This is a genomic window from Chlamydiales bacterium, assembly GCA_031292375.1.
Taxonomy (GTDB): Bacteria; Chlamydiota; Chlamydiia; order Chlamydiales; family VFKH01; genus JARLHF01.
The window spans coordinates 1-9,715 of record JARLHF010000031.1 but is presented as its reverse complement, the minus strand read 5'-3'; the positions used below and the strand labels follow the sequence as shown (position 1 = coordinate 9,715).

At 37.4% G+C, this 9,715-nt stretch carries 11 protein-coding genes; 8 read left to right on the top strand and 3 right to left on the bottom strand.

From position 1 onward, the window contains the following. Nucleotides 1-152: 152 nt before the first annotated feature. Together P4L16_04615 and P4L16_04610 are read right to left on the bottom strand one after the other, a co-directional pair. Entirely contained in the window at nt 153-575 is a 423-nt protein-coding gene (locus tag P4L16_04615) for an NUDIX domain-containing protein (GenBank protein MDR3624406.1), read from the bottom strand. Between the two features lie 151 nt (nt 576-726). Further along, nucleotides 727-1,374, bottom strand: a complete 648-nt coding sequence (locus tag P4L16_04610; protein ID MDR3624405.1) for a hypothetical protein — start codon at nt 1,372-1,374, stop codon at nt 727-729. Nucleotides 1,375-1,663: 289 nt separating this feature from the next. Here P4L16_04610 and P4L16_04605 point away from each other — a divergent pair, with 289 nt between their 5' ends. From P4L16_04605 to P4L16_04580, 6 genes are all read left to right on the top strand, one after another. Beyond that, nucleotides 1,664-2,311 carry a superoxide dismutase gene (locus tag P4L16_04605; GenBank protein ID MDR3624404.1) on the top strand — a complete coding sequence of 216 codons (648 nt, stop codon included), beginning with the start codon at nt 1,664-1,666 and terminating at the stop codon, nt 2,309-2,311. 139 nt (nt 2,312-2,450) lie between these two features. Then, the gene (gene accD / locus P4L16_04600; protein MDR3624403.1) at nt 2,451-3,326 is read left to right on the top strand and encodes an acetyl-CoA carboxylase, carboxyltransferase subunit beta; all 876 of its coding nucleotides are present in this window, start codon (nt 2,451-2,453) and stop codon (nt 3,324-3,326) included. A gap of 5 nt (nt 3,327-3,331) precedes the next feature. Then, entirely contained in the window at nt 3,332-3,829 is a 498-nt protein-coding gene (gene dut / locus P4L16_04595; GenBank protein ID MDR3624402.1) for a dUTP diphosphatase, read from the top strand. A gap of 8 nt (nt 3,830-3,837) precedes the next feature. After that, nucleotides 3,838-4,284, top strand: a complete 447-nt coding sequence (locus tag P4L16_04590; GenBank protein MDR3624401.1) for a PTS sugar transporter subunit IIA — start codon at nt 3,838-3,840, stop codon at nt 4,282-4,284. A 17-nt stretch (nt 4,285-4,301) separates the two neighbouring features. Then, nucleotides 4,302-5,027: a PTS sugar transporter subunit IIA gene (locus P4L16_04585; protein ID MDR3624400.1), complete on the top strand. Its 726-nt coding sequence runs from the start codon at nt 4,302-4,304 to the stop codon at nt 5,025-5,027. Nucleotides 5,028-5,040: 13 nt separating this feature from the next. Continuing rightward, nucleotides 5,041-6,228 (top strand): LL-diaminopimelate aminotransferase, encoded by a 1,188-nt coding sequence (locus P4L16_04580; protein ID MDR3624399.1) that lies wholly within the window; start codon nt 5,041-5,043, stop codon nt 6,226-6,228. Here P4L16_04580 and P4L16_04575 read toward each other — a convergent pair. Continuing rightward, nucleotides 6,202-6,918 carry a lipoate--protein ligase family protein gene (locus tag P4L16_04575; GenBank protein MDR3624398.1) on the bottom strand — a complete coding sequence of 239 codons (717 nt, stop codon included), beginning with the start codon at nt 6,916-6,918 and terminating at the stop codon, nt 6,202-6,204. The genes P4L16_04580 and P4L16_04575 overlap by 27 nt on opposite strands. Before the next feature lie 108 nt (nt 6,919-7,026). Here P4L16_04575 and P4L16_04570 point away from each other — a divergent pair, with 108 nt between their 5' ends. Further along, a complete protein-coding gene (locus P4L16_04570) occupies nt 7,027-9,132 on the top strand; it encodes a hypothetical protein (GenBank protein ID MDR3624397.1) in 2,106 nt (701 codons plus the stop codon). A gap of 226 nt (nt 9,133-9,358) precedes the next feature. After that, entirely contained in the window at nt 9,359-9,619 is a 261-nt protein-coding gene (locus tag P4L16_04565) for a hypothetical protein (GenBank protein MDR3624396.1), read from the top strand. Nucleotides 9,620-9,715 lie beyond the last annotated feature (96 nt).

The following is a 9,715-nucleotide window of genomic DNA, read 5'->3' as shown; positions in this document are numbered from 1 at the left end:
TTAGAAAAATTGAAATTTTTTGAGTAGATTTATTGATAAATTTTTCAAGCATATGTGAACATATGGTTGAAAAATTTAACGATAAAGATGTCAAAAAAGACAATTTTAACAAGCAAATGTAATTACGCAAGAAGTCTAATACATAAACAAGTTCAGGAACTGGTAAATTCAGAGTAGTGGATTTTATTTTGAAACATCTCTAAGACCTGCTTGTGGGCTGGCAATATGTTTTTTGGTAAGTGTCTTAAAGCAAACCACTGCATAAGATCGTGTTTTTCAGGTTCACAGTTATGCAAGGTGCCCTCCCATTCTGTTGCCACAAAAGCAAAGGCGATAAGGTCATCTCTTTCTCCCATTTTATGTAGTACATGAACAAATTCAAGATTTTTAAGATCGAGGCCTACTTCTTCAAGAGCCTCTCTAGAGGCTGCTTGAGTTGCTGGTTCATTGAGTTCAATTTTTCCTCCAACAAGACAAAAATCACCATCTCTAAAACCAGTATTTTTTCTTCTTAGAAGTAAGACTTGGTCATCTTTTAAAAGAATAGTTAAAACGCAAGGCAGTACTGTGTGCACTATGAGGGGTTGCTCCAATTAAAAATTCAGGTTATGCAAAAACTTTAAAATAGGCTCTTGTGAGAGATGCAATCTGTCTCATCTCATCCGTTTCACTAAAGATAAGGAGGAGTATACCTAATATCTTGAGAAATTTTAAAGAGAAAAAATTTTATCTACAGTGGGGTCTACAGCAACTAGGTGGTGCAGGTGGAATGAATCCCCAGCTAGCTGGCTGACCTGATACGGGATTTTGAGGTTTAAAAGAAGTTGGGTTTTGAGCAGAAGGCAGAGGCTGATTTGTAGCGGATGGATTAGAGGCAGCAATTATGGGGGATTGCGAGTATGTAAAGAGGTTTGTAAGTAATCTTACATAGTGATTGACGCTCCATTTGATGCTTAGTGTTTCTGAATCTGTACTCGTAAGCCCATTTGCAATATTTTGTAGAGCATGGATATTTTGAGAGTCATAGGTGCCATTACCTGCATAAAAGGATCCATTTACTCCAACTGTATAAAGAGCTCTTGCAAGAGGTTTTAGAAGCATTGGATTAGATTGTATGAAGTTTGGGTAGGATGTAATTAGATACTGAATCGCTTCTGAATAGTTAACAAAACTTGGAGTGTCGTAACTTAGAGGAGCTAGGCTATTGATGTAGTTCATCAGCTCAATTGGTTGATTACTTGTAACGAAGTGAGAGATGCTTTGATCGATGTCTGTACTTGTAAGTACAGGAGTAGATTCTCCAGGTATGACTTGGCTATAACAAAAAAAACTTATGAGCATAAAAAATAATATGGCTGTACTGCGTATTCTCATGGAAGTTCTCTTTATGTTATGTTGTCATCAGACTTCTTGCGTAATTACATTTGCTTGTTAAAATTGTTTTTTTTGCATCTTTATCGTTAAATTTTTCAACCACATGTTCACATATGCTCTCAAAATTTATCAATAAATCTACTCAAAAAATTTCAATTTTTCTAAGCAAAGCTAATTATGCAAGAAGTCTATTTTTTTGGATCATACAAAAAAATAAAAAATTACGCTCGTATTTTTTTGAAAGATTTTATACTCTCTAAAATCTCGATCTTTTTTTAACTTTAAAATTATGGATGGTTATATTATGGCACCCTACCAAATTCCCAATTTACCTTACGAGTATGAGGCATTAGAGCCTGTAATTAGCGCGGAAATTATGCGCTTGCACCACACAAAGCACCACCAGGCTTATGTTAATAATTTGAATAGTGCTCTAGAAAAATACGCTGAAGCAGAAAAAAAACAAGACCTATCTGCAATGATCGCTCTGGAAAGTGCGATTCGTTTTAATGGCGGTGGACACATTAACCATTCGATTTTTTGGACGAATTTAGCTCCTAAATCAAAGGGAGGAGGAGAGGCTCCAACGGGTGATCTTATGGATGCAATTCAAATGGAATTTGGAACGCATCAAAATTTTATTGATAAATTTAGTGGGATTGCAACTGGTATTCAAGGATCTGGTTGGGCATGGCTTGGATACAATAAATCTACAGCGCAATTAACTGTTGCAACTTGCACTAACCAAGATCCTTTGAGTACACAGGGCTTGATACCTCTTTTAGGAATTGATGTGTGGGAACATGCTTACTATTTGCAGTATAAAAATGTGAGAGCAGACTATGTAAAAGCAATTTGGAGTATTGTCAATTGGAAAAATGTTGCCGAGCGCTTTAATCAAGCAGCAGCTACTTGTTCTTCTTGTTCTTGTCGTTAAGCACTCTAAAATTAAAGAGTTTTCCTGTTGGAAGGCTCTTTAATTATATTAAATAATTTAATTAGCATGAATACTCTTGTGTTTTTTCTTATATGTTAGTTACACTGGTTTCTTTGAATAAATAGTTGGAACAATATACATGAGATTTTTTTCTAGAGAAAAGCCTAAGATCAAAGTTGAGACCACAAAAAAAGATAGTTTTAGTGGATGGTTAAAGTGTACTCATTGCAGCGAGTTAATCCATGCAAATGAGTTGGAGCAAAACGAAAACTGTTGTCCAAAGTGTGATAGCCACTATCGTCTTTCTGCTAATGAAAGGATTAAAAGCCTTGCGGATGAGGGGACGTTCAAAGAATTGTTTGGTAATTTAGTCTCTATAGATACACTACATTTTGTGGACACAGAGTCTTATGAAAAGAGATTAGAAGATGCTAAGAAAAAATCAGATTATAATGAGAGCATAGTTGTTGGTACTTGCTTGATAAAGGGTCAGAAGACAGCTATTGGCGTCATGGATTTTAGTTTCATGGGAGGCTCAATGGGCTCTGTGATGGGTGAGCGCATTACTCTTCTTATTGAGCATGCAATAAAAGATAAGCTTCCACTAGTCATTGTTTCTTCTTCGGGAGGAGCTCGTATGCAAGAATCTGTTTTGTCCTTGATGCAGATGGCAAAGACATCTGCAGCTCTTGCAAAGATGCATGAGCGTGGATTGTGTTTCATTTCCGTTCTTACTAACCCAACAACGGGGGGGGTAACAGCTTCGTTTGCATCACTTGGAGATGTAATTATCGCAGAGCCTGGCGCGCTTATTTGCTTTGCAGGGCCTCGAGTTGTTGAACAGACAATTAGGCAAAAACTTCCTCCGGGAGCACAAAAATCGGAATTTTTACTTGAACATGGAATGATTGATTGTATTGTGAACAGACATGTGTTAAAAGATAAAATCGCTCAATTTATGGGATATCTTACAGGCAATGCCAGATCCTATGAACAGCAAACTTTTGAGGTTTAGACGCAATGAATGAAAATGGTGTATGTGAAAAAAAAGAGTTGGATGCTGGGACTGAGGGCATTGCAGAAGTGTTCGTAGAAGTTATTGCTGAAGAGGATGTAATTCTTCCTCAATATGCTTCTGCTGGAGCTGCAGGTGCAGATGTCAGAGCCTATCTTCTAGAGCCCATTACAATTTTACCAGGTGGCTTTCAGTTGGTGTCGACAGGTCTTTTTATGGCAATTCCGGAAGGGTATGAAATTCAAGTAAGACCAAGAAGTGGTCTTGCATTAAAATTCCAGGTTACTGTATTGAATGCGCCAGGAACGATTGATTCAGATTATCGTGGTGAAATAAAAATAATATTAATCAATCACGGTAAGAATCCTTTTGTAGTGGAGCCTGGAATGCGTATTGCGCAGTTAGTGCTTGCACCGGTTGTTAAGGGCATTTTTACGCGGTCCTCAGAAATTTCTTCTACTTTGAGAGGAAATAGAGGATTTGGTCATACAGGTGTTTTGTAGTTTGTGAAATGATGATTTTTGATTATCTTGATCCTGAATTAGTGAGTTTTTTGGATGTAGAGACAAGAGAGCAAGCACTTGCAACTCTTGTGGAAACTCTTGCTTTACATAATAAACTCAAAGATAAACAAGCTTTTTTGCAAGCTGTTATTGACAGGGAAAAATTAGTTTCAACAGGTATAGGAGCAGGTGTTGCGATTCCACACGCAAAGCTTTCTGCTTATGATGATTTTTTTATTGCCGTTGGCATTTTAAAAAAAGGCGTGGAGTGGGACGCACTTGACGGGGCTCCTGTAAGAGTTATTTTTATGATAGGTGGGCCAGACGATAAGCAGACAGAGTATCTGCAAATTTTGTCGCGTTTGACTTATGCCTTGAAAGAAGAAGATAGAAGAAAAAAGATCTTGCAGCTTTCTTCTCCTCAAGAGATAGTGGATTTGTTCAATACTATTTAGTAAGGTATGTATAAACTATGGATCTAAAAATTAAAGATGTCTCTGAACTTCTCAATGTGGCAGAACCAGTTATTCGACGTTGGGTTTTGGAGGGGAAGATACCTGCTTATAAATTGAATAGGCATTATCGTTTTAGTCGTAGTGAAATAGAAGATTGGGTTATGAAAAACGATTTAAATAAAATGGATGAAACACACTCAGACTGTATTTTAGACGAAGATCTTTCTGAAGAAGATGATGTTTCTGATTCTTCTGTTGGGTTGCAGCAGTATAGCCTTTATAGAGCCGTTCATAAAGGTGGTGTGTATCTGGATATCGAGGGAGAGACAAAAGAAGAAATTATTTCCACGGTTACTAAGATTTTGGCAAAAAAGTTTAATTGGGACGCAGACGTTGTAACAGAGCTTCTTATTGATAGAGAGCACTTGATGCCAACGGCTTTAAATAATGGTATTGGAGTTCCTCATACACGGGATTTTCTGTTAGATACGCATTTTGACGTAGTTGCAATCGTGTTTTTGAAAAAACCGATTCCTTATGGAGCTTTGGATGGCAAGCCTGTCCATACGCTTTTCTTTTTATTTGCTTGTGAAGATAAGAGGCATTTGCACTTACTTGCAAAGCTTGCTCACCTATGTAGCTACCCTGGAGGGTTGCAGTTTTTAGAATCTAGGCCTAGTCAGCAAGAATTACTCAGCTATATCAAAAATTGGGAAAGCTCCATCAAACCAGCTGCTCATTAAAACTAATTGTAAAATGGTAAAGAGAAACACGAATTTAGCTGCTTTAAAGGCTAATTATCTTTTCCCAGAAATTAATCTGAGAAGAAAACAATTTTTAGTTGAAAATCCTGAAGCTTCGATTGTCAATTTAGGAATAGGAGATACAACAGAGCCCATTGGTCATTCTGTTATAGAGGCCTTTTTATATGTATCAAAACAATTGGGCACATTAGATGGGTATTCAGGATATGGTCCAGAGCAGGGTATCCAAGAACTTAGAAAAAAAATTGCAGAAAAGATCTATTCACATTGTGTAAAACCAGAAGAGGTTTTTGTCTCTGATGGGGCAAAATGTGATCTTGGACGGCTGCAGATGCTTTTTGGAAATACTGTTTCTATTGCTGTTCAAGACCCAGCTTATCCTGTTTATATCGATGGCAGCTTGATTCAAGGTGTACAGCAAGTTATCTTTATGCCATGCCTGCCAGAAAATCAGTTTTTTCCTAATTTGGAAATTCTTCCAAGGACTGATCTGATCTATTTTTGCTCTCCTAATAATCCCACAGGTGCTGCTGCAACCAAAGAACAATTAGAGCAATTAGTAGCATTTGCAATAAAAAATAGATCGATTATTATTTTTGATGCAGCCTATGCAAGTTATATTCAAGATCCATCCTTGCCCAAATCTATCTTTGAAATTGAAAATGCAAAGCAAGTTGCAATAGAGGTGAATTCATTTTCCAAGCTAGCGGGCTTTACAGGGGTGCGTCTTGGTTGGACAGTAGTTCCAGAGGACCTTAAGTATGAAGATGGAACATCTGTGAAAGCGGACTGGAATCGCTTGACAACAACCATTTTCAATGGAGCTTCTAATATTGCCCAAAGAGGCGGCTGTAGAGTACTTGAAGAGGATGGGCTTTTAGAAATAAAACGAGTCATACAATACTATTTAGAAAATGCAAGAATCATTAAAGAAAAACTAGAAAGCTTAGGGTACTCTGTTTTTGGGGGCACAAATGCCCCCTATCTTTGGGTTCATTTTCCAGGTAAAAAGTCGTGGGAGGTGTTTCAGCAGTTTTTGGAAAAGCTTCATTTGGTTACAACCCCAGGAGCTGGTTTTGGGCCTTCCGGAGAGGGTTTTTTGCGCCTTACGGCTTTTGGTCATCGAAAAAGTCTTTTAGAGGCAATGAGTAGATTAGATCTCTTGCATGCACTCTTGTAGATTAATAGAGACTATTTCTCGCATAGCTTGAAGGTCATGAAGTGTCCAGTTGTTGCCAAGAAGGGATGCGCTGTTATTTTGCATAGCTTCAATCACTTTTGTTTCTGGGAGAATGATTTTTTCTAAGTATTCTTTTGGAAGAAGAGCTACTGCAATAGTTCCTTGATGAAGAAATCCATGTTTGGTGCGCCTTTGCGAGGCTCCACCGATTTTTTTGCCTTGTAGGATGACATCATATTTTGTAGGCTTTGCCATGCAAAATTTTTGACAATAAGAATCAAGAGGAGGGCTTTCTTGTGGCAATAGAATAGGTGTTGTATCGTTCTTTATTTTTTGTATCGTATGAATTACAGCGTTATTAATCAAAGCATAATTGTCGAGTGTGTTGATAGAAAATTTGGGGTGATTTGCTGGTATGACAACAGAGAAGGCAAAATCGCAGATATGAAAGACAATGCCGCCGCCCGTTGGTCTTTTTGCAAGGGACAAATGAAGAGCCTTCACATTTTCCATGTTTAAGAAATCTTCTGGTTTTGTAAAGCAGCCATAGGTTGCACAGTCCCCTTTCCACTTATATAAGTGCAAAATGGGGTGGGAAGTGGGAGTGAGTGCATCTAGAAGCTCTTGATCTTTTTGCATGATCAGAGTAGCTGGATTTTCTCCTGAATGCAAGATTTGCCATTTTATCATCCCTCCATTTTAGATAAGTTCTTACTATTTTTCAAGAATCTTTTAGATTATGATTCCAGTTAATATTAACTTTTGATAAAATAAACTCTTTTTATTTGGAGCTTTTATATGACAGCTATAAATTACTGTGACTTAGTAAAAGAAACATTAACTGGACAATGGCCTTTTAATTCCTCAGAGCCTTTACGTATAGATGAGGCTGATTTAGAAGCTGGTATAGCTCTATTTGCTAAAATAGCAGTTGCTATAACAAGTAAGGAAGAAGCTATTGTAGAGGGTTCTTTAGATTATCGTGTTTCTGTAGCTGAGAGCTCAATGAGCACTGTTGATAAAATAAAGGAATTTATCAGTGCAAATTTTTATAAATTTGGAAATGCTTGTAGGGAGGGTTTTTTCTTTTCACGCTTAGATAGTTCTTTGGCAGAATCGGTCCTTCAACATGCCTTGTATAGTGCTCGTTCTATGATATTTCATTGGATGACATTAGAGAATCCTTCTTGGATGCCTGAAAGTGAACTTAATAGTCGCTTTGGCGAGAATGTTCAACTTTTAGAGACTTCTGTAGTTGGAGAAGCTTGTTTCGATTTTAAGCGTGCTTATAGAGAAGGCGACTACAGATCTGGATATTATCTATTGTGGCTGATTAAACAAGCAGCAGGCTGTTCTTATGAAATGCCTGAAGTGGAATCCTTTACAGACTTAACAGTATCAGAATTTTTGACAGGTTCATCTGGTACTATTCGTAGTCCAAAGAAGTTTGTAGAAATTTTATGTTTTCAGAAGTGGCGAAGTGACAAGACTTTGTTTCAAGAGTTTTTAACGGGCATGGCATATTCAAGTTTCATTGATTTTGCGGTAGTGCTATTACGGTGTATATCTCTGGAGGATTGGCCTAGCAAGGCTTGCATTATGGTGACGATGTTTGAAACGTTAACAAATTCGAGTCGGTTGATTATTGCAAATGAGTTAGCTGCTAGTGAGGATTTGATGACATCAAAAGTTGGCACCCATATAGCGAAAGCTTTAGAAGCTTCTTCTTTCAAAGAAGCAATACCTCATCTTTATGCATTGACCGAAGCAATGCCAAGTTTTTCTCCTGCTTCTATAGAGTCTATTTTTGCCTACCCATTTAGTGGATTTCGAGGCGTGACTTGGCCTGACAATGATAGAGACTTTACAAAGTGTGTAAATTTTTGTAAGAATGAGGTTTTTGTTCATGGATCCCTCATGATAGGCGTATATAAACCGGGTAATATAGTAAATTCTTGCCTGTATCTTCTTGCTTATAATAGGAACACTGAAAAAATGGTGTGGGGTATTCCTTTATCATCATCTTCTTTAGGAGAAGATCTTCCTGGTACTTTTTCAGATTGTTGTCCTAGGGGTTATCATCTAAAGCATATAGGCGAGCAGATCTTTTTGTGTTTTCAGGGAAGTAAAAAGGTTCATCTGATTCATGTAGAAACTGGAGAAGTAAGTTCGATTCTTGAAATGCCTGAGGCTTTTGATGCTAGATCTGTTTCTTGTTTTCATATTAGCCAAGATTTTGCTTATCAGGTGGTTGATAGAGGACAAAATTGGGTGCTATTGGGTGGTAAAATAGTCAATAATTGTTGTGAAAGGGGATTTGAAATTATAAAGCCCAGAGGAGAATTTAGGCTTTATGCTACGCACGTTGGTTTCTATAGTGCTCATGAAAAAAAACTTGTTTTAGTTAACTCTACAGGATCTTTTGCAGTCATTGAAAATTGTCTAGCGGCCCTGGCAAGGGATAATAAACTTTATTCTCTTGAAAAAAGCCCACATTATAGTGAAGAAAATAAGCATTGCATATTGAGAGTTAGAACTTTAAAGGATAGTGACGATGTTCTTTCTGACGTAGAAAGAGAGATATCAGATACTATTAGAGCAAGTTGTTTTGGCAGTTTTTGTGAAAATGGGCAATTAATTCTTTTTTTAAGAGAACAAGAAGATTTTTCGCCAGTCTTTATTGACCTTGAGAGCGGTTCTGTGACTTATAGTAGGCGCAAAGTGCCTTCTTATGATAGAACATGTATAGATGAAAGAAGAGGGACTGTTTGGTATTGGGATCAAGAATTTCAAAAGCTTAGGAAGATATCTTCAGTAGGTATTACAACAATGGGAATTTTGAAAGGCAGTGGTAGCACTACTCTTTTGCATGTCGATGAAAGCGAGCACCTTTATTATATGTAGTAGTTGTCTGGATTAGATTTGTTCCCCCGAAAACAGCAATTGCATTTTTGGGGGGAAATAAAAGGTAAAGTGTGACAAGATTTGTTGGTCGTGAAAGAGAGTTAGAATTACTTAGGGGATTGCTTCAAAAAAAAGTTCTAGTCTTGTTGTGATTCGTGGACGACGCAGGATTGAAAAAAGCCGTTTAGCCGAAGAATACGCTTATTGTTTTAGTAAAGCATATATATTGTCAGGGATTCCTCCAGAGCTTGGTATCACTGCAGAAATTCAGAAAGAAGAGTTTTTACGTCAACTTCAAGAATATCGATTGCCGATCTATCGTAGTGATGATTGGGGCAATCTGTTTTATGATTTGGCAGAAGAGTGTAAAAAAGGACGAGTCCTTGTAGTCTTAGATGAAATTACCTGGATGGGTTCACAAGATCCTACGTTTCTTCCTAAGTTAACGTCAGCTCGATTTTTAACTAGGTTATTGTTAACAACTTAAGCTCTTGTTCATTAAAATTTAAAGCTGGTTTTTTGGAATGAAACACGGAGCCACAGAGACACGGAGAGTGCTTTTATACATAACGATTTGTCTTAT

Bases quoted from the DNA above. Each gene is read 5' to 3' on its own strand.
- P4L16_04585 (MDR3624400.1), top strand. From the start codon at position 4,302: ATGGATCTAAAAATTAAAGATGTCTCTGAACTTCTCAATGTGGCAGAA.
- P4L16_04605 (MDR3624404.1), top strand. From the start codon at position 1,664: ATGGATGGTTATATTATGGCACCCTACCAAATTCCCAATTTACCTTAC.
- P4L16_04610 (MDR3624405.1), bottom strand. From the start codon at position 1,374: ATGAGAATACGCAGTACAGCCATATTATTTTTTATGCTCATAAGTTTT.
- P4L16_04580 (MDR3624399.1), top strand. From the start codon at position 5,041: ATGGTAAAGAGAAACACGAATTTAGCTGCTTTAAAGGCTAATTATCTT.
- P4L16_04570 (MDR3624397.1), top strand. From the start codon at position 7,027: ATGACAGCTATAAATTACTGTGACTTAGTAAAAGAAACATTAACTGGA.
- P4L16_04575 (MDR3624398.1), bottom strand. From the start codon at position 6,918: ATGATAAAATGGCAAATCTTGCATTCAGGAGAAAATCCAGCTACTCTG.
- dut (MDR3624402.1), top strand. From the start codon at position 3,332: ATGAATGAAAATGGTGTATGTGAAAAAAAAGAGTTGGATGCTGGGACT.
- accD (MDR3624403.1), top strand. From the start codon at position 2,451: ATGAGATTTTTTTCTAGAGAAAAGCCTAAGATCAAAGTTGAGACCACA.
- P4L16_04590 (MDR3624401.1), top strand. From the start codon at position 3,838: ATGATGATTTTTGATTATCTTGATCCTGAATTAGTGAGTTTTTTGGAT.